This is a genomic window from Ruegeria sp. HKCCD7181 (assembly GCF_057221055.1).
In genome coordinates this window covers 51,809-69,272 of the sequence record NZ_JBWVBC010000013.1, presented here as the reverse complement: position 1 = coordinate 69,272, position 17,464 = coordinate 51,809, and the positions used below count along the sequence as shown (strand labels likewise).

General features: G+C 56.8%; 17 protein-coding genes. 7 read left to right on the top strand and 10 right to left on the bottom strand.

Translation table 11 applies throughout. The features are described 5' to 3' along the window. Window positions 1–6 precede the first annotated feature (6 nt). The 3 genes from AC2TCY_RS20490 to AC2TCY_RS20480 form a co-directional block, all read right to left on the bottom strand. Window positions 7–1,287 carry a TRAP transporter large permease gene (locus tag AC2TCY_RS20490; protein ID WP_480850350.1) on the bottom strand — a complete coding sequence of 427 codons (1,281 nt, stop codon included), beginning with the start codon at window positions 1,285–1,287 and terminating at the stop codon, window positions 7–9. A 1-nt stretch (window position 1,288) separates the two neighbouring features. Then, entirely contained in the window at window positions 1,289–1,792 is a 504-nt protein-coding gene (locus tag AC2TCY_RS20485; RefSeq protein WP_480850305.1) for a TRAP transporter small permease, read from the bottom strand. Between the two features lie 64 nt (window positions 1,793–1,856). After that, window positions 1,857–2,828 carry a TRAP transporter substrate-binding protein gene (locus tag AC2TCY_RS20480; RefSeq protein WP_480850303.1) on the bottom strand — a complete coding sequence of 324 codons (972 nt, stop codon included), beginning with the start codon at window positions 2,826–2,828 and terminating at the stop codon, window positions 1,857–1,859. A 216-nt stretch (window positions 2,829–3,044) separates the two neighbouring features. Here AC2TCY_RS20480 and AC2TCY_RS20475 point away from each other — a divergent pair, with 216 nt between their 5' ends. The 5 genes from AC2TCY_RS20475 to AC2TCY_RS20455 all read left to right on the top strand — a co-directional run bounded on the left by AC2TCY_RS20475 (window position 3,045) and on the right by AC2TCY_RS20455 (window position 7,407). Continuing rightward, window positions 3,045–3,722, top strand: a complete 678-nt coding sequence (locus AC2TCY_RS20475; RefSeq protein WP_480850301.1) for a FadR/GntR family transcriptional regulator — start codon at window positions 3,045–3,047, stop codon at window positions 3,720–3,722. Window positions 3,723–3,813: 91 nt separating this feature from the next. Continuing rightward, window positions 3,814–4,719: a 5-dehydro-4-deoxyglucarate dehydratase gene (kdgD, locus tag AC2TCY_RS20470; protein ID WP_480850299.1), complete on the top strand. Its 906-nt coding sequence runs from the start codon at window positions 3,814–3,816 to the stop codon at window positions 4,717–4,719. Then, window positions 4,716–5,852, top strand: a complete 1,137-nt coding sequence (locus AC2TCY_RS20465) for a mandelate racemase/muconate lactonizing enzyme family protein (RefSeq protein WP_480850297.1) — start codon at window positions 4,716–4,718, stop codon at window positions 5,850–5,852. The genes kdgD and AC2TCY_RS20465 overlap by 4 nt, the downstream gene beginning before the upstream one ends. Window positions 5,853–5,854: 2 nt before the next feature. After that, on the top strand, window positions 5,855–6,715 hold the full coding sequence (locus AC2TCY_RS20460) for an amidohydrolase family protein (protein WP_480850295.1): 861 nt from the start codon (window positions 5,855–5,857) through the stop codon (window positions 6,713–6,715). A 458-nt stretch (window positions 6,716–7,173) separates the two neighbouring features. After that, window positions 7,174–7,407 (top strand): hypothetical protein, encoded by a 234-nt coding sequence (locus AC2TCY_RS20455; protein ID WP_480850294.1) that lies wholly within the window; start codon window positions 7,174–7,176, stop codon window positions 7,405–7,407. Between the two features lie 161 nt (window positions 7,408–7,568). On the opposite strand, the gene AC2TCY_RS20450 is transcribed toward AC2TCY_RS20455, so the two are convergent. From AC2TCY_RS20450 to AC2TCY_RS20430, 5 genes are read right to left on the bottom strand one after another with little or no spacing between them, the layout of a single operon-like run. Continuing rightward, entirely contained in the window at window positions 7,569–8,606 is a 1,038-nt protein-coding gene (locus AC2TCY_RS20450) for an aromatic ring-hydroxylating dioxygenase subunit alpha (RefSeq protein WP_480850292.1), read from the bottom strand. Between the two features lie 2 nt (window positions 8,607–8,608). Beyond that, window positions 8,609–9,160, bottom strand: a complete 552-nt coding sequence (locus tag AC2TCY_RS20445) for a hypothetical protein (protein ID WP_480850290.1) — start codon at window positions 9,158–9,160, stop codon at window positions 8,609–8,611. Next, window positions 9,153–12,029 (bottom strand): 2Fe-2S iron-sulfur cluster-binding protein, encoded by a 2,877-nt coding sequence (locus AC2TCY_RS20440; RefSeq protein ID WP_480850288.1) that lies wholly within the window; start codon window positions 12,027–12,029, stop codon window positions 9,153–9,155. Before AC2TCY_RS20440 ends, AC2TCY_RS20445 begins: the two co-directional genes overlap by 8 nt. Continuing rightward, entirely contained in the window at window positions 12,026–12,286 is a 261-nt protein-coding gene (locus AC2TCY_RS20435; protein WP_480850286.1) for a sarcosine oxidase subunit delta, read from the bottom strand. Before AC2TCY_RS20435 ends, AC2TCY_RS20440 begins: the two co-directional genes overlap by 4 nt. Window positions 12,287–12,296: 10 nt before the next feature. Beyond that, window positions 12,297–13,550 carry an FAD-dependent oxidoreductase gene (locus AC2TCY_RS20430; RefSeq protein WP_480850284.1) on the bottom strand — a complete coding sequence of 418 codons (1,254 nt, stop codon included), beginning with the start codon at window positions 13,548–13,550 and terminating at the stop codon, window positions 12,297–12,299. 134 nt (window positions 13,551–13,684) lie between these two features. On the opposite strand from AC2TCY_RS20430, the gene AC2TCY_RS20425 reads away from it, so the two are divergent. Both AC2TCY_RS20425 and AC2TCY_RS20420 read left to right on the top strand, forming a co-directional pair. Further along, complete coding sequence (locus AC2TCY_RS20425) at window positions 13,685–14,761, top strand: hypothetical protein (protein ID WP_480850283.1); 1,077 nt, start codon at window positions 13,685–13,687, stop codon at window positions 14,759–14,761. Between the two features lie 5 nt (window positions 14,762–14,766). Then, a complete protein-coding gene (locus AC2TCY_RS20420) occupies window positions 14,767–15,369 on the top strand; it encodes a peroxidase-related enzyme (protein WP_480850281.1) in 603 nt (200 codons plus the stop codon). Between the two features lie 2 nt (window positions 15,370–15,371). Here AC2TCY_RS20420 and AC2TCY_RS20415 read toward each other — a convergent pair whose 3' ends face one another. Both AC2TCY_RS20415 and AC2TCY_RS20410 read right to left on the bottom strand, forming a co-directional pair. Beyond that, window positions 15,372–16,019 (bottom strand): glutathione S-transferase family protein, encoded by a 648-nt coding sequence (locus tag AC2TCY_RS20415; protein ID WP_480850279.1) that lies wholly within the window; start codon window positions 16,017–16,019, stop codon window positions 15,372–15,374. Window position 16,020: 1 nt separating this feature from the next. After that, a complete protein-coding gene (locus tag AC2TCY_RS20410) occupies window positions 16,021–17,424 on the bottom strand; it encodes a trimethylamine methyltransferase family protein (protein ID WP_480850277.1) in 1,404 nt (467 codons plus the stop codon). Window positions 17,425–17,464 lie beyond the last annotated feature (40 nt).

Genomic DNA, 17,464 nt, shown 5'->3' with positions numbered 1-17,464 from the left:
ACTACCTCATTCAAACAAGCTTGGAAGGGTCAGCGAGATCGCCGGGACATAGGTTGTCAGCATCAGTGCGGCAAAGATCGCCAGATAGAAGGGCCAGATGGTTTTGAGCACGCTTTCGATACGAACCTTCGCCACAGCGCAGCCGACGAACAGGCAAGAGCCGACCGGTGGCGTCGTTAGGCCGAGGCCGAGATTCATCATCAGCAGCATGCCGAACTGGACCGGATCCATTCCGAACTGACGTACAACAGGAAGAAAGATCGGTGTGCAGATCAGTATCAATGCCGCCATGTCCATGAACATGCCCAGGACCAGGAGCGCGACATTGATCATCATCAGCACGACGATCTTGTTGTCGGATATGCCCGTCATCAAGCCAAGGATTTTGTCCGGAACCTGGTAGAGTGCCAGGAAGTAGGCAAAGGCTGTTGCCGCTCCGACCAGGATCATGACCAGCGCCGTTGTCCGGATCGCCTGGGTGATCGATTGCCAGAAAGCGTTCCAGGTCAACGACCGGTAGACGAACAACGTTACCAGCAAGGCCCAGATGGCTCCGATCGCCGCGGATTCCGTGACGGTGAAAATGCCCGATAAAACCCCTCCGATGATCACGACAGCAGTCATGAAACCTGGAAGTGCTGCAACACCTGCGACGGCAACTGCGCGCCAGCCTGGGAAGGGTTGTGCAGGATAGCCGCGCCGCACGGCGACAAGGTACGTAGCCACAGTCAGGATCACGCACATCATGATGCCAGGCACGATGCCGGCCAGAAACAGAGACGAGATCGAAACACCGCCTCCGGCAGCAAGCGCATACAGGATCATATTGTGGCTCGGGGGGATCATGATGCCGGCTATCGATGAGGTTACGGTGACATTCACGGAATAGTCGTCGTCATATCCCTGCTCTCGCATCATCGGGATCATCACCGACCCCAGAGCCGATGTATCGGCCACGGCTGAGCCGGAGATGCCGCCGAACAACATCGAGCTGAGAACGTTGACCACACCCAGACCGCCGCGGACCCGCCCGACTATGCTTTCGGCAAAGCGCACCAAACGGAGCGCAATACCGCCATGCATCATCAGCTCTCCCGCAAAGACGAAAAAGGGAATGGCCAGCAAAGTAAAGCCGCTCATGCCCGAAACCATGCGTTGAAACACGATCGGCTCCGGCAGGCCTTCGATTAACGCCGCTGAAAACGCCGCGATGCCAAGACAGAACGCAATCGGAATGCCGGCCAGCATGGCGATGGCAAAAACGCCTAGAAGAATAGCAAGCCCCATCTCAGCTTCCTTCATCTACTGTATCTGCTGCAGACGCGGACGCGCCTTTCAGCAGAAAAAACAATCTTTCGATCATGAAGAGCACGATCAGCACGCCGCAGAACACGAGTGGCAGGTATTTGACCCCCTGCGGTATCCCGATCAACGGAATTAACCGGTTCCAGGTGCCGCTCACCAAGCCCCAGGAATGCCAGGTCATGGCCAGTCCGAAGACCAGCAGGATCACCGTATTGAGGACTTTCAGGCCCGCCTGAACAACCGTCGGCAGGCGTTCCGTGAGAAAGTCGAGGCCTAGGTGGAAGTTTTCACGCAGTCCGATCGCCGCGATTGGCAATGACACCATCAAGATAAGCAGAAGCGCCAGGCTTTCCGCCCAAGTCGGTGTATCGTTTAGGACGTATCGTCCCCAAACTTGGTAGCCCATGATCCCGATCAGAGCGATCAGGGAAACTCCACCAATCACGATGACGAACCCTGACAGCCAGTCGAAAAGTTTCCAATGCATGAGGCCCTCACTTTCGCGGGGCAGACGGGTTGCCGTCTGCCCCGCTGTTTCCTAAGAAATCAGCCTAGTCTACTGATTGGATTTGTTCGAGAATATCGCGCACCACTGGATCGGTTGCGAACTCCTCGTAGACAGGTGCCATCGCGGCGATGAAGTCGGACTTGTCTTCCAACTCTACAATGGTGTTGCCTGCCGCGCGCACGATCTCTTCAGACTTGGCCTCGCGTTCGGCCCACAGTTCCCGCTGCAGGGTTGCGCTTTCGATTGCAGCCTGCCGCAAGACTTCCTGATCTTCGGCGCTCAACCCGTCCCAGACACTCTTGTTCACTGCGAAGACTTCGGGAACGATTGTGTGCTGGTCCAACAGATAGTGGCCCGCCACCTCAAAATGCCCGGTTGATTCATAGGAAGGCCAGTTGTTCTCTGCACCGTCCACAACGCCTGACTGAATCGAGGTGAACACCTCACCAAACGGAATTGGAGTTGCGTTTCCGCCCAGAGCCTCGACCATCGCGACATTCACATCCGAATTCTGCACGCGGATTTTCAGTCCCTTAAGGTCGGCCATCGAGTTCAGCGGCTGATTGGCATAGAATGATCGGGCGCCACTGTCATACCAGGCCAGCCCTACCATGTTCGCCTCTTCCATCTTGGCGCTAATGGCGGCCCCAACGTCACCATCCAACACACGGTGCATGTGGTCGATTGACTTGAACGCATACGGAAGGGTTGTGGCTCGGGTGGCCGGAATAATGTTATTCAACGGCACAAGGTTGAACACCGCAAAGTCAATGCCGCCGAACTGCATCTGTTCGATTGCGTCGTCTTGCTCACCCAGCTGAGCCGAGTGGTACGTGCGCGGTTCGATCCTGCCCTCGGTGCGCTCGGCAACCAGTTCGCCGAAGCGGTCCATGGCGATGGAAACGGGGTAATCCGGCACGTGCGTGTTCCAGCCGCGCAGCTCCTCCGCCGAAACAGATGCTCCGAGCGTCAGGGCAATTATGCTGGTGGCCACGCTGAATTTGGTAAACTTCATGAGATCCTCCCTCTCAAGGTCGATAGTTGTCATACATGTTGCGATAATATTGCAAACATATATGATGAGTTGTGTCAATGAGAAATTCGTTAGTTGTAGGATAACCGACTTCACGGTAAAAATCGAAAAACCTGAGATATAAGGAGCGCAGCTGAAAACATGGGTGGTCAAGAAAATCCCAAGAAGGCCCCTAAGCCGCGGCAGGGGCGAGCAAATATGGTGGCGGCATTGGCGGCCACGCTGCGCGAGCCGATCCTCAGTGGGCAGGTTCATATTGGAGAGAAATTGCCAAGCGAGGCGGAGTTGACCGCCGCGCATAAAGTCAGCCGTACGGTTGTGAGGGAGGCAATTGCTTCGCTTCGCTCGGATGGGCTGGTCGAGGCCAGGCAAGGTGCGGGCGTGTTTGTGATTCGGCAGGCCATGCCCTCCGCTACAATGCTGAAATCCTTTGATACCAATAAGATATCGTCAATAATCGAAATCCTTGAGCTGCGCACAGCTGTAGAGGTTGAGGCGGCGGCCCTTGCGGCCAAGCGCCGTTCTCCGGCCCAGGAGGGCGCGATTCTCGAAAGCTGCCAGGAAATGGGCGCACTGATTCGCGAGGGGGTGCCGACGGCTGAGGCAGATTTTGCCTTTCACCAATCAATTGCAGCAGCCACTAATAATCCGCGGTTTACCGAATTTTTCGAATTGATGGGCAATCGCGTCATCCCGCGTAAGCGGCTTGAGCGCAGTGAGGGAGAGGCGGCTACGCAACGGTATTTGCAACAGATTTTGTCGGAGCACGAGAAAATTGCCAAGGCAATCTCGGATCAGGACGAGCAGGCCGCGCGCGACGCAATGCGACTTCACCTGAAGGGTAGCGGTGACCGATATCGGGACTTGGTTCGATAAATTGCTGCTAACTTATATTATAAGTTGTTGACAGTGTCGCATCCGACCATATGCTGTATCTGACGTTCAAACTCGAACAAGGAACACCAATATGGACCCCCAGATTCTCAAAAGCGCACTTGGCGCTGGCCTTCTTTCGTTTCCGGTGACGCCCTTTAACGACAACGGACAATTCAATCGCGCGCCTTACGAAAAGCACATTGACTGGTTGGCTGGCTTCGAAGCGACCGCATTATTTGCTGCCGGAGGAACCGGCGAGTTTTTCTCGCTTGACCCAAGCGAGGTCCCGGAAATCGTCGCTGCCGCCAAATCTGCAGCTGGGGACACGCCGATTATCGCAGGGTGTGGGTACGGGACGACTATGGCTGCCGACCTGGCGCGCGCTTCTGAGAAGGCAGGCGCAGACGGCATTCTGCTGTTGCCCCACTATCTGATTGATGCGCCGCAGGAGGGGCTCTACGCTCATGTCAAAGCTGTCTGCGACTCTGTTTCCATCGGTGTTATGGTCTACAACCGGGGCAATACGGTTCTTGAAGCAGATACACTGATGCGACTGTGCGATGCGTGCCCCAACCTTGTCGGGTTCAAGGATGGCACGGGTGATATCGGTGAAGTACGAAAGATCACAGCCACGGTTGGCGACCGCCTGACCTATCTGGGTGGAATGCCCACGGCAGAGTTGTTTGCGGAGGCCTACCTCGGGGCAGGATTTACAACCTATTCTTCGGCGGTATTCAATTTTGTGCCGGCGCTTGCGCAGGACTTTTACAAGGCGTTGCGGACCGGAAACAAAGACCGCACTGAAGAAATCCTCAAAAGCTTCTTTTACCCCTTCATGGACATTCGTGATCGTAAGCGCGGATATGCCGTATCGGCGATCAAGGCCGGTGTTCGTCTTGTCGGGTTCGACGCAGGTCGAGTGCGCCCTCCATTGACGGATCTGACTGAAAAAGAATCTGCTTCTCTATTGGAGCTCATTGAGGCGCATGCAGGATGAAGATTGAGTCCGTTCAAACCCATGTCCTGGATTTCAAGCTCGATGCCGCCTTCGAAAGTGCTTCGATGCGCTTTGACCGGCGCCAGCACGTTCTGGTCGAAATCACTTGCGACAATGGACTGACCGGCTGGGGAGAATGCCTCGGCCCTGCCATGCCCAATGCCGCGGTAGTCCAGGCTTACGCGCCGATGCTGATAGGGCGCGATCCGTTGGAAACCGAAAAAACGTGGATTGAGCTTTACAATGCCTTGCGCGACCAGGGTCAGCGCGGGTTGACCGTGACAGCCCTGTCGGGGATCGACATCGCGCTTTGGGATATTAAGGGCAAACACTTTGGCGTGCCTGTATCCACTTTGCTGGGCGGGCGGTTCCGTGACAAGGTGCGCGCCTATGCCACCGGTTCGTTCCGCAAGGACGATGTAGATCGGGTCGCCGATATTGCAGCCGAAGTGGGCAGCTATCGCGAGCAGGGATTCCACGCGGTTAAGATCAAGATTGGCTTTGACGTCGAAGAGGATCTGCGTGTAATCGCCGCTGTTCGTGATGCCGTCGGACCGGACATGCGTTTGATGATCGATGCCAATCACGGCTATGACGTTCTGGAGGCCATCGAAGTCGGACAGCGGGCGGCACAGTACAAGGTGGACTGGTTCGAGGAGCCGGTTTTGCCGGAACTCCTGGGCGCCTATTCCGAAGTCAAGGCGAAGCAACCGATTCCCGTCGCGGGAGGGGAAACCTGGCACGGGCGCTGGGGGATGAAAGATCCGATCGAACAGCGCCGAGTGGACATCTTGCAGCCTGATATTTGCGGCACTGGCGGTTTCACGGAAGGGCGCCGCATCGCAGATATGGCTGCTTTGCACGGCATCAGACTTGTTCCGCACGTATGGGGGACGGCAATTCAGATTGCGGCCAGCCTGCAATTCATGGCGGCTTTACCACCGAACCCGCCACGCAAAGGACCTGTCGAGCCGATTTTGGAATTTGACCGCACCGAGAATCCGTTCCGGCAAGCAGTCGTAACGACCCCGATCGAGCATCAAAATGGCGTTGTGCAGATCCCGAACGCACCAGGCTTAGGTATCGAAATCGACCGGTCGGCTCTGAAACGCTTCGCGCCACAGGACTCATGAACATGGTGCGCCGCCAACTGAACGGAGCGCCCCCGAAAATCCAGGTGCCAAAGGGGGCAGTGGACACACAACTGCATGTCTATCTAAAGGGATATTCCGCCCAACCTGGTGGCCCGGCCATCCCAGACGGTTGCCCGGATCTTGAGCAATATCTGCAGGTGGCCCAGTGGCTGGGAATTGACCGGTTCGTAGTCACAGTGGCCAATGCGTACCAGTTCGATAACTCATGCCTGCTTGAGGTGCTGCGGCAGGCCACCGGTCGCGCAGTAGGAGTTGCGGCGATTCACGGCAAAACAAGTGAATCCGAACTTCGGTCGCTGGTGGATGCAGGCATTGTCGGCGCTCGCGTCATGGATCTGCCCGGAGGCGCTATTGGTCTGCGGGAATTGAAGGATGTCGATGCTAAGACTTCTTCGTGTGGCTTGGCAATTGCTGTTCAGTTCGACGGCAGCCATATCCTGGATCATGAACATACTCTTCAGTCGCTGCAAAGCCGCTACGTGATCGATCATCATGGTAAGTTCTTTTGCGGCGTTACACCGGATAGCCCTCAGGTCGATGCACTAAAACGCCTGATTGATCGGGGTAACTGTTGGTTCAAATTTGCGGGGTGCTACGAGTCTTCCCGGTCCGGGAAACCGGGCTTTGCCGACATTGGTTTAGTTGCTCGGGAAATAGCCCGATATGCGCCCGAACGGATCGTCTGGGGAACAAATTGGCCACACAATATGGCGACTCGGACCGAAGACTATCCTAACGATGCAGAACTTCTGGACCTGGTAATAGGATGGGTGCCTGAAGCATTTCGTCGCCGTGTATTTGTCGATAACCCGGAGGAGTTGTTTGGGTTGGCTTCCAGCTAGATGAGGGAATTGTCGCAATCTAGTTATGAGCACGGTTATTTAGTTGTTGTACTGTCTGAAGGCCCTCTGATCCGCTCGGCCGATCATTGTCAGGCGATTTGGCACAGAATTGTGTGATCCGTGTTCACAGGTCTGGCTGGCAGGAACTCTTCGCGCAAAGAGAACAGTATTCCACACTATTGGGGTATCGTTAACCTCGATTTCGTCTAGGAATGCTGCCTAAGCTAAGATAAGACCTGGGGTCTTCCCACGTAAATATTACCAATAACTCCGTCTACCTGCTTGATATTTCGCTGGCCATCCCGCCAACCTACCCCAACAAGACTTACAAGACCTTTGACGACACCATCGTATGGACAGATACTGATACTGGCCTAATCGGATGGGGTGAAGTCTGCCCCATGGGGCCACTCTATCAGCCTGAGCATGCTTAAGGTGTCCGTTCGGCAATCGCTGAAATGGCGGACGGGTTAATTGGCCGGGATCCGATTCAGATTGGTGCTATTAACGCGGAGATGAATGACTGGTTGATGGGCGGCATCATCGGGATGCGGCTGATCCGCGATGTTATAGGAGCGGCCGGCAAGTTCCTGAGTAGTGACGACATGTGGGGCGCAGACCTGTCGGCAGGGACGCAAGCGCAACTAACCGTTTCGACAATTATCCAAACTGATCGCCTGATTCTGGTATAAATTATACAATAACGTGCCCAATCCGAATCCATTCAGACGGGGCAACGCGGAACTTTGGATCATTCCAGCAGGGCTTCAACGTCCCTGCCAGAACAACATGTTGGCAATGCCGCTCAGCCTGGTCAGCCAAACGCAACATAACCCGTTAGATGGCTCTAGGGTCAGACCGGTTCCAAGACTTCTTGTTCCGCATTGATCATTTTCTGCAGGCGGCGGCGGAATAGAAGAGGTCCGGCATCAATCGCCAGATCGACGTTGCGGGTGGATTTATCATCCATCCCTTTCTGCACTTCGATCAGAATGTCGCGGTCTTCGTTAAAGGCAAACTCCACCGAGTCGCTCATGTATTGCGAAATCTCTGCATCGTCTGCATGCACATTTCGAATTTGGAACCAGTAGTATCGGGTGGTTTTTTCGTCCACCGGCGTCATGAAGTTGTAGCTGTCCATCTGAAAGTACTGCCCCTCAGGCAGATTGGTGGCATCACCGCCAGTGCCAGCAGGCGTGAAGATCGCCTTGATATAGGCAAGCGAAGGATAGCGAACTTCGTAGTGCTGCTCGCGGTCGCAATTACCTTCGAATGGCACCAGCTTTTTGTAGAAGGGCGCAACTTCGACATCATACATCCAGCGCGACACGATCACCCCGTTTTCGGTGCCTGTCACGGTCAGCGGCTCCTCTTCGCATGCAGCGTTACCGAATGAGCTTTGATGCACCCAGGCCACGTGAGACGGATCGAGCAGATTGTCTGTGATAAAGAGGTAGTTGCAAGGGAACGGCATCGCATCGCCCCTGTTTATGCCCCAACCCGGTTCTTCGAAATGTTCAACTTCAAAAATCTTGTTTGGGTCCGCCAGCGCCGGATCGCCCATCCAGATCCAGACCAGGCCGTAGCGGCTTTTGACCGGGTATGAGTGGATGTTTGTGGCCGCGGGGATTTTATCCTGACCGGGTACTCGCACGCAGCTGCCGGAGCAGTCAAAGGTCAGCCCGTGATAGCCACATTCGATGTGGTCACCCTTGATGCGGCCCTTGCTGAGCGGCAGTTTGCGGTGCGGACACGCATCGATCAAGGCAACAGGCGTGCCGGCCTCGGTGCGGTAAATCACAATCTTTTCACCCAGAACTTTGATCTGGCGCGGCTCGCGAGTGACTTCGCTGTCCCATGCAGCGACATACCAGGTGTTGCGGAGATACATGTTCAACCTCTTCTGTCTGGAGCGCCGGGGACAACCGGGCGCGGATAGGTGGATGGATCGGTAGGGTCGTGACGAAAGGCCAGTGCGCGCAAATAGTCTGCAAAAGATTGCGCGGCCGAGCGGAAAACGATCAGGTTCACATCGCGTGTGTTATGCCACCACATAGTGCATTCATAGCAGCCAAGCCGGGTGCGAATGCAATGGGTCTGACGTGTCTGGGCGGAAAACATATCAGCGCAGGTGTAATGATCCAGAAAATGCAGGGCCTCGACGCCGCGCAGGCGAAAGCGGGTCAAGCCGTGGCCGATGTCCACCTGGCGGTAGGTTCCAGCGGGGGTAGGCCCGCTGCACCAGACAGTTCCCGGCCATAACCGCAGCAGGAAGGTCTCGCCACCTTGCTGAACATGGCCAAATGGCAGCAGCGCATCCAGAGTATTTGGATTTGCATACAATGCGATCAGCGGAAAGAACTCCTCATCCAGCCGCAGACCCAGCGAACCGGGCAGGAACCCGACGGCATTGCTTGCACGGGTGATTTGCAACGCCTCAGTCATGAAGCCTGTCCCCTTCTGGATCATAGAAACAAGGCTCGACAACCCGAACCGGCACCGATGCACCGGCCACCGGGGAGTGCGCCCAAATTACTTCGCCAATCCGGGTTCGGCCCGCTTGCAGGAACCCAAGCGCGATCGGATGGTCGAGTGTTGGACTGTGTATTGCGGCGGTCAAATGGCCGATTGTGGCGGTTTGTCCACTCTCATCGAGTTCGCTGTCACTCAGATGTGCAGCGCACGGTATTGTGGTAGTTCCGTCCTCTGGCACCAGCCCCACCATCTGTTCGCGCGCGTTGCCTTGCAGGTTTGGGCGCTGTAGCAGGGCCCGGCCTAGAAAGTCCTTCTTTTTTGAAACCATTCCGGCCAGACCAAGATCGCCCGGCGTCCGGCGTCCGTCTATTTCGGTCCCCACCGACAAATGGCCTTTTTCGATCCGCAACACATCCAGCGTTTCAAGGCCATAGGGTGTGATATCCCATTCAGCGCCCCGTTCCAGTACGCGCGTCAGCAGGGATTCAGCATATCCTGCCGGCACATTTATCTCGTAACTCAATTCGCCCGAGAAGCTGACCGAGAAAACCCTGACGGGCAACTGGTCCAGATGCCCCTCGCGTATCGCCGCAAAGGGGAAAGCGTCGCGCGCAATGTCGAAATCAGGTTTCAATGCAGCCAGTAGTCCGCGCGCATTCGGACCGGCTATTGCCAGAGAAGCCCAATGGTCGCTGACATCCGTGAGGGACACATCCAGATCGGGCCATTCTAGCTGGGCGCATAGCTGCATGTATCGCCAGACGGACCCGGCATTGGCTGTCGTAGAAGTCACAAGGAAATGCTCTTCGCCGAGGCAGGCGATGGTTCCGTCGTCAAACACATAACCGTCTTCCCGCAACATCAAGGCATAGCGCAGGCGACCGGGTTTGATTGTATCGAAGTTGTTGCAGTAAAGACGTGAGAGAAACTCAAGCGCGTCCGGTCCCTGAACGTCGATCTTGCCCAAGGTGGACATGTCAACACAGCCGAGTGAATTGCGAACGGCGCGGGTTTCACGCATGATCGCCTGGGCCATCGTTTCCCCCGCTTTCGGGAAGTATCGGGAATAGAGCCAGTCGCCGGAGGTCTGGAAAACGCAACCCAGTTTCTCGAACCCGGTATGGAAAGGGGTGCGCAAGACGGGTGTCATTTGCGCGCCAACCTCTGCACCGACCAGCGCGCCAAGTGAGACTGGAGAATAAGGCGGGCGATAGGTTGTGTGACCGATATCGGTGGGGTCTTGTCCTGACAAAGCGGCGATCTCCAGCAGACCATTGGTCCAGCTGGTTTTGCCTTGATCAGTGCCCATTCCAAGAGTGGTATAGCGCTTGGTCAGTTCGATATCTCGATAGCCTTCCCGCTGTGCGAGGGCGATGTCGTCGCAGGTAACATCATTCTGAAAATCAACGATTGCTTTGCCTTTGCCCGCGTCGAAATCCCCGGTTGGGGTGGGCGTCGGGTCCGGGCGTGGCAGGTCGAGGAATTTGTGCATCTCCAGCTCGGCCATGGCCTGATGCGCGGCCGCTTTACCGTCGGCTACGCACTCGGCCGTATCCAGTACGCCCCGGGCGCCGCCTATGGCGCGTAATGGACCGTCCGTCTCTGGCGGCAACAGGCTTTGGGTGTATGCCGAGAAACTGAGGCGCTCTCCCGTCTGCGCAAACAAATGCGCAGTCGGCATCCAGCCTGCGGACATGGCGATCAGATCGCAGGGAGTGTGATGCTTGTGACCCTGAGCATCCCGCCAGACAAGACCAGTCAGGTGCCGTTTGCCTCGCGTGGAGAGGAGCCGCGAACCGGTTGGCAACTCAGCTGCGATCTGGATTCCAGCCTCGTGCAAGGCAGCGACCGTATCTGCGCGCTCCTGAGGGTCACGAACCGCCACCACGACACGGCTCCCTGGGGCAACACTGAAGCGGCGGACATAACAACGAACGGCGCCCGCCAACATAATGCCGGGTCGGTCGTTGCCGGGGAACACCAGCGGGCGTTCGATGGCACCGGCCGCCAGCAGGATGCGCCTTGCCCGGATCTTCCAGAAGACCGCGTTGCATATACTTTCGTCAGGACGTGTCTCCACCGCCTGAACCAACCCGTGATCGTACTGACCAAAGGCTAATGTTCGCGGCATGACTGTGACGTTTGACAGAACCCGCAGCGCGTCCTCGGCGTCGTTTGCCCAATCAAACGCGGACAACCCTTGCAGAGTTCCGTTGGCGGACAGCAGTGACCCACCCAGCGCGTGGTCCTGTTCAAGCAGGATCACCGTGGCGCCTGATTGTGCGGCGGTAACGGCTGCGGAAAGCCCAGCAGGACCACTGCCGATCACAAGTACATCACAGCTTTTGCGTCGCTTGTCGTAAAGCGCCGGATCGGGGGCGGAGTCCACTGTCCCGTGCCCCGCTGCCTGCCGGATCTTCGGTCCAAAACGCCGGTGCCAAACCCCTTTTGGCCACATGAATGTCTTGTAGTAGAAACCCGCTCCGATCATCTTGCCCAATAGCCCCAGTATCGCTGCCCGGTCGTTTTCAAGGGACGGTAGTGCATTCTGGCTGGTCACCTCCAACCCTTCGCACAGCGGGATTTCGGTCACCTTCATATTCGGTGTGCACCCGGACTGTTCCCGGACCGTAACCATGGCCGAGGGTTCCTCCAACCCTGCCGAGATGATCCCGCGTGGCCGGTGGTACTTCAGCGATCGCGCTACAAAATGGCGGCTGTTGGCCAGCAAAGCCGAGGCCAGTGTATCGCCGGGGTGGCCGGTCAGGGCCTCTCCGTCGAAGGTGAAATGGAGCGTCTGACTGCGGTCGATCAAACCCCCGGACGGCAAGCGGTTCATTCCGGACCTCCCGCTTCGGCGTCGACGAACTCATGATTGGTCGTGTTGCGGGTGATTTCGACCCAACGCTCGCAGCCGCTGCCGTGATACCAAATCTCCCGTAGGGGACCGCGAGGGTTGTGCCCCGTGGACATGGCATGGTTCCAGACGGCAGCATCTGTCCGCCCGTCCAGCGGGGGTAACACACGCCGAGGGCCGCCATATGTAAACTCGCTTTCTTCGCGAAGGCCGCAGTGGGGGCAGGGGATCAACAGCATCTCGTTGTTCCTAATGCAGCCAGGGGTACGGGCCGATGCCTGCATCGTCCTGTTCGGCGCCTTGGGTGAAGCGATCATAGGCAAATGGCCGCAACAGTTCGGGCATCTGCCCTGTCGCCAACAGTTCTGCCATTTGGTGGCCGACTGCGGGTGTCGCCTTGAATCCGGCATAGCCCCAGCCGGCGTTGATCATCAGCCCCTCCACCGGGGTAGGACCAAGGATTGCATTGCCGTCCATCGGAATATCCGCAGTCCCCGACCAATGCCGCATTAGCCGTAGCCGTGACAGGAAGGGGAACATTTGCAGCGCACGGGCCAGCACGTCTTCAATCCGTTCGAAACTGCCGCGCCGAGCGAACGAGCTGTAGCCATCGGTCGCGCCGCCCAGCACGAACTCGCCTTTGCTGGTCTGGCTGACATAGGAATAACCCGCGTTATAGTTCACCACAGTATCCAGTGCAGGCTTCACGGGTTCAGTCACAAAGGCCTGCACGTTGATCGAATTCAGCGGCAGGTCCAGTCCGGCCAATGCTGCCACCTGAGTGCTGGCGCCAGCTACGGTAACCAATGCCTTGCCGCAGGTGATCCGCCCTTTAGGGGTCTCAATCGCTGCCAACTTTCCATTCTGCACGTCGATTCCGGTCACCGGGCAGTTCTGAAACACATGAATGCCAGCTTGTGACGCCTTACGGGCAAAACCCCAGGCTACCGCGTCATGCCTCACAACACCGCCAGCCTCCTGCACCAGTGCACCAGTAATAGGGAACCGCTTGTCAGAGGACAGATCGAGTTCGGGTACCCGGTTTTGCAAAGCGTCTCCGGTCAGGATCGCAGCATCCGCCCCGCCCAATCGCATCGCGTTGGCGCGCAGCGTGAAATGCTCAAGTTCACCGTCCGAATGGGCCAGATCGACATATCCCCGGGGTTCATACATCAGGTTGAAATTCAAATCCTGACTGAGATCGTCCCACAGCCGCAGGGCAAAGTCCTTAAGCCGGAAGCTGGAATTCAGCAGATAGTCAGAGCGTACAATTGTTGTGTTACGAGCAGTGTTGCCACCGCCGATCCACGCGGACTCCAACACCGCGACATTGGTTATTTCATGGTGCTTAGCTAGGTAGTAGGCCGTTGCCAGCCCATGACCGCCACCGCCAATGATGACGACATCATAGGACGAACGCATCTCAGGCGTGCCGATGACCGCCCGCCAGTGCTTGTTTGCGGTCAAGGCATGACCCAGTATGGAAAACGCAGAATAGCCCATTCCGGAAGTCCTAGTTCAATCTGTGATCACAGATAGCGGAGGCTGTCTGACTTGGCAAGCTTGAGATTGCCGTTGAACTGTGATCACAGTTCAGTCATATACTGAAGAGTATCAATGTGCCGGAGGCAGACCAAATGGCAAATCTACCGCTTGCAGACTTTGAGCCCGGCGTGCGCAACCTGCTGCAGTCTTGTGCCGGTGCACAGGCTGGGGATCGAATACTGCTGGTGGGCGAGGCAGGTGACGATCGGTATTTTGAACCGGACCTATGCGCTTATACGGCCCAGATCGCCGAAGGGATGGGTTTGAAGCCGGAAATCATCATGGCTGCTCCGGTGGCAAATTCCGGAGAGTTTCCTGATACGGTCCGCGAAGCGATGGGACGGGCGGATCGGACGATCTTTTTCTCGCGCTTGGGCGATCAGGTCCGTTTTAACCTGGAAGGGGGCAAAGCGGTAATGACGTATACCCTTACACTGGAGCATATGGCCGCCCCCTTTGCCCGCGTTGATTTCAGTGCCATGAAACAAGTGCATGACTCATTGCTGGGTTTGATCCTAAACGCCAAATCATGGAAGATGACCGGTGAATGCGGCACCGATCTGATTGGTGAAATCAAACCGGGCCGGGACAGCGCAATCGCCGAGTTTGCGCTTGAGTTGTTCCCGGTGATGATCTTTCCGCCGGTACATTGCCACAATATGAACGGTACTCTTGCCATCAAACATTTCGTGACCTCTTCGTCGACCCGTGCGTACGACGACAGTACACTGGTGCTGGACAAGACGATTCTGGCTCAGGTCGAAAACTCGCGCATGGTAGATTTTGATGGCCCTGCAGATTTGGTGGCGCGACTGAAAACGCAGTTGGAACGCGCAGCAGAGCTTACTGGCGGCGATCCCTGGCTGGTCAATTCCTGGCATACGGGCATCAATCCCGGCACTTTCTACAGAGACGATCCCTATGATGATCTAGAGAAATGGGGCACTGTTGCCTATGGGTCGCCACGCTATACCCATATGCATGCGGCGGGGATTGATCCCGGTGATGCGGCTTTTCATCTGATGGATTTGACGATCTCGTTCGACGATCAGACCGTCTGGGATAAAGGTCGGATGGTTTTTCTGGACAGACCGGAAATTCAAGCCATGCTGCCCGCAAGTCAGCGCGGGCTTTTGAATTCTTCCGTGCTGCATGACATCGGGATTTGAAAGCCATGAAACACCCCATCGCCTGGGTCGAGGTGATTTCGCAGGACGACGCCGTAGGTGCCGTGGCTGAGGCTTATGACGCAGTCAAAGATGAGGGAGGTCGAGTCGAGAACCTATACTTGGCGATGTCGCAGACTCCGGCGGCGATTCAGCCGGCGGATGCCCATTACCTGGCCCTATTGCATAACCCTGACAACCCTTTGAAACCCTGGCTGGCAGAGCTTGTCTCGACCTATGTTGCGATCCTTTGTGGGTGTCGGTACGCGGTCGCTAACCACGGCGCGAACTTCCGGATGTATCTGCAGGATGACATGCGCGCAGACGCAATATTGCAGGCGCTGGTGGCAGGCGATGAGCCAGCCGAGGAAGACACGCAGATGCTGGCCGCCCTTCGCTATGCACGCAAGCTTTCGATGACACCAGAGCGCATGAGTGCCGAGGACCTGGAGCCGCTGCGAACTGCTGGTTTCAGCGACAAAGGAATTTCATATCTGATTCAGATCACCGCTGCGTTTGCTTATTGGGCGCGAATGATTAATGGGCTAGGAATCCAGTTGGGCGAGACAGTCGGATTGGCGAACACTCCAGCACCTATACGTGGGGATTAGGATTATGCCTGACGACGCGCTTGCTCCGCAGCATGCGCTGTACGCATCCGCTCGACGGCTGACCGCTGGCAGATTGTCTCGCGATGTCGGGCAATGTTTGGATAGGCGGTGATATCGCCGTCCGGAAAGATGATGTCCCACACAGCTTGCATGCCCAAAATGAAATCTGGCACCGTTGGCTGATTGCCAAAGAAGTACGGGCCTTCAGTCAAAGCCATGTCCAGTGTTTCAAAAACACCCTTGAGGCGCGTCATTGAAGTTGCCTTCAGTGCCGCCTGGCACTCTGGCGCCTGATGGTGGAACTCTGGGTGGTATTGTATGATCACTTCGGGCTGCAATGTGGTTGCCAGATAATGGAACCACTGCAGGAACGCACCGCGGCGCGGGTCACCGGGAGGGATCACAAGCCCGGCCTCTGGGTGGCGCTCGGCCAGGTACAGGCACACCGCACCTGTCTCGAACACCGTGCCATCCGGTCCTGCTAAAGCAGGGGTTCGGCAGTGAGGGCTGGCAGCCAGAAAATCCAGATCGGGGCTTTCGTCAAATAACCTAACCCAGCGGACGGTGTAGTTTGCGCCGATTTCCTCCAACACGGCATGGGCGCTCATGGCATAAGTATCGGGCGCGCAGAATAGGGTGTATTCGGACATTTCAGAGGCTTCCCAGCAAATCCATGGTCTTTTCACGCAGCAACTTGGTCAGGCCCGGCTGCCCTGCTTCCTGCCAGTTTTCGATCCCTTCGCGACGAAAGAGGGAAGGAAACCACATTTCGGTCTGATACCGTTCCAGCGTATGTGGATCGGTTAAAAAGCTATTGTCTTGCGAGGCACGGGCAATGACTTCGGTGGCGAGCGTATCGGCGCTGACTTCCAGTCCAGCGCCAAACTGGCTTGCCATGCCAGCCAGTTCATCGCAGGCCACCAGCATCTCCATCGATCCGGTACGACCGCTGGATAGCACTCCAAGATTATGGGTCAGCGCCGTTCCCGACAGACAGGTGCCGTGCAGGCTGGCGCTGGCTTCGGCAAATGCCTGGGGTCCGGGCTCATGTGCGTCAGTACAGCCCGAGCCAACCCAACAGGGAATGTTGAGATAGTTGAACACATCCGCCGCGCCCAACCCGGCCAACGTATATTCGGGTGATCCGATGGCCATGTCCGCCCGGCGCATATCCATTGGCATTACCGATGAGCCTGACATCACAGGCGCACCCGGGCTGGCCAGTTGGCTTATGACAATTCCCGCAAGCGACTCTGCTGTTGACTGGGTAATCGCACCAGCCAGTGTCAACGGACAAGCCATGCCGGGAAAGATCGCCGGATAGCAGACGACAGGCAAGTGCAATCTGGCTGCCATCAGCAGGCGTTGACAGGTCTCTTGGCCCAGCTTTAGCGGCGACACCGGGCCCACCAGATCAAGTCCAAATGGCTTCGCAGAAAGATTTGCCATGCCGCCGGCCCGTGCGGCCATCTCCTGCCAGATCGCAAGCACGCCATGTTCGTCATGGCCAGTGAAGAAGATAGGTTTAGAGGTCGTCTCCAACAATACCTTGGCGCTGGCGAGAGCCTCTTCGTCAGCATCCACATCGCTTGGATAGCCAAGAGAGGCAGCGATATCGATATGTGGCAAGGCCTGCTGAAGCCTACCGTGATCTGCGATATCCGCGAGGCAACAGGGGCGGTAATCGCCGCTGCGCGGATCAAGGATTTGCACGCAGTTAACCGCAGTTCCAAAGCGCGAAATCGGGTCATTGGTTGTAAAGGCAGGTGTGCCATCTTGCGAATAGAAGGTTATTGCAGACGGCACCGAAGCTATAGCAGCCTGTACAGCGTCCGGTGGATAGAACACGCGGCCGTCGTGCTCCTGACATCCCGCTGAGGCCAACAGCGTGCGCGCCTCAGGGTCTTCGATAAGAACACCAACCTTGTGCAAGACGTTGAGAACGGCCTCCACGACCTTTTCAGCTTCGGTCGCTGAAATGGTAGTGGTTTGCATCCTGCGTTCCGGCCTGATCAAGGCGGGACGTGCGCGCCGGTCACGGGATCGTGGCGCCATTCGGTTCTCCAGAGAGCAGGGGACCGGCCAGCGACAGATG

Excerpts from the sequence above, each read along its gene's own strand:
- AC2TCY_RS20435 (WP_480850286.1), bottom strand. The coding sequence starts at position 12,286 with ATGCTGTTGATCCCCTGCCCCCACTGCGGCCTTCGCGAAGAAAGCGAG.
- kdgD (WP_480850299.1), top strand. The coding sequence starts at position 3,814 with ATGGACCCCCAGATTCTCAAAAGCGCACTTGGCGCTGGCCTTCTTTCG.
- AC2TCY_RS20455 (WP_480850294.1), top strand. The coding sequence starts at position 7,174 with ATGGCGGACGGGTTAATTGGCCGGGATCCGATTCAGATTGGTGCTATT.
- AC2TCY_RS20485 (WP_480850305.1), bottom strand. The coding sequence starts at position 1,792 with ATGCATTGGAAACTTTTCGACTGGCTGTCAGGGTTCGTCATCGTGATT.
- AC2TCY_RS20460 (WP_480850295.1), top strand. The coding sequence starts at position 5,855 with ATGGTGCGCCGCCAACTGAACGGAGCGCCCCCGAAAATCCAGGTGCCA.
- AC2TCY_RS20440 (WP_480850288.1), bottom strand. The coding sequence starts at position 12,029 with ATGAACCGCTTGCCGTCCGGGGGTTTGATCGACCGCAGTCAGACGCTC.
- AC2TCY_RS20425 (WP_480850283.1), top strand. The coding sequence starts at position 13,685 with ATGGCAAATCTACCGCTTGCAGACTTTGAGCCCGGCGTGCGCAACCTG.
- AC2TCY_RS20430 (WP_480850284.1), bottom strand. The coding sequence starts at position 13,550 with ATGGGCTATTCTGCGTTTTCCATACTGGGTCATGCCTTGACCGCAAAC.
- AC2TCY_RS20465 (WP_480850297.1), top strand. The coding sequence starts at position 4,716 with ATGAAGATTGAGTCCGTTCAAACCCATGTCCTGGATTTCAAGCTCGAT.
- AC2TCY_RS20490 (WP_480850350.1), bottom strand. The coding sequence starts at position 1,287 with ATGGGGCTTGCTATTCTTCTAGGCGTTTTTGCCATCGCCATGCTGGCC.
- AC2TCY_RS20415 (WP_480850279.1), bottom strand. The coding sequence starts at position 16,019 with ATGTCCGAATACACCCTATTCTGCGCGCCCGATACTTATGCCATGAGC.
- AC2TCY_RS20480 (WP_480850303.1), bottom strand. The coding sequence starts at position 2,828 with ATGAAGTTTACCAAATTCAGCGTGGCCACCAGCATAATTGCCCTGACG.
- AC2TCY_RS20450 (WP_480850292.1), bottom strand. The coding sequence starts at position 8,606 with ATGTATCTCCGCAACACCTGGTATGTCGCTGCATGGGACAGCGAAGTC.
- AC2TCY_RS20475 (WP_480850301.1), top strand. The coding sequence starts at position 3,045 with ATGGTGGCGGCATTGGCGGCCACGCTGCGCGAGCCGATCCTCAGTGGG.
- AC2TCY_RS20410 (WP_480850277.1), bottom strand. The coding sequence starts at position 17,424 with ATGGCGCCACGATCCCGTGACCGGCGCGCACGTCCCGCCTTGATCAGG.
- AC2TCY_RS20420 (WP_480850281.1), top strand. The coding sequence starts at position 14,767 with ATGAAACACCCCATCGCCTGGGTCGAGGTGATTTCGCAGGACGACGCC.
- AC2TCY_RS20445 (WP_480850290.1), bottom strand. The coding sequence starts at position 9,160 with ATGACTGAGGCGTTGCAAATCACCCGTGCAAGCAATGCCGTCGGGTTC.